A 342-nucleotide genomic window follows, 5' to 3' on the forward strand; every position below is an offset into this window, starting at 1 on the left:
CAGTTCTCAAACACCACACCAGAAACAAACGCGTTCCCAGGGCAGAAGCCCCAAGGCGTGTTGCCTCAGGACCCAACAGTGTGCCAAGAACATGAACCCCATCCGGGCTACGAGCAGGCGTTCCACGATCGCAAGCGATCAGTACTAGCCGGCGGCAGCGCCACCACGGAGTTCACATAAACCAGTAGTTCCACAATTCCTTGAGCAAGCCCAGCAGCGATACATTCGATCGCTGAGCCAGGCCCACTCCCAACCGAAGCTGGGATGTGTTGTGCTCCTTAGAAAGGAGGTGATCCAGCCGCACCTTCCGGTACGGCTACCTTGTTACGACTTCGTCCCAAT

Annotated in this window: 1 protein-coding gene and 1 rRNA gene; one reads left to right on the plus strand and one right to left on the minus strand. The window is 56.7% G+C overall.

The window, feature by feature from the left end:
* On the plus strand, positions 1-180 hold a 180-nt coding region (locus OO60_RS47625; RefSeq protein ID WP_209441438.1), incomplete at its 5' end, for a hypothetical protein.
* A gap of 102 nt (positions 181-282) precedes the next feature.
* On the opposite strand, the gene OO60_RS44330 is transcribed toward OO60_RS47625, so the two are convergent.
* Positions 283-342 (minus strand): 16S ribosomal RNA (locus OO60_RS44330); the annotation flags it as partial.

Source organism: Amycolatopsis vancoresmycina (assembly GCF_000716785.1).
Classification (GTDB): domain Bacteria; phylum Actinomycetota; class Actinomycetes; order Mycobacteriales; family Pseudonocardiaceae; genus Amycolatopsis; species Amycolatopsis vancoresmycina.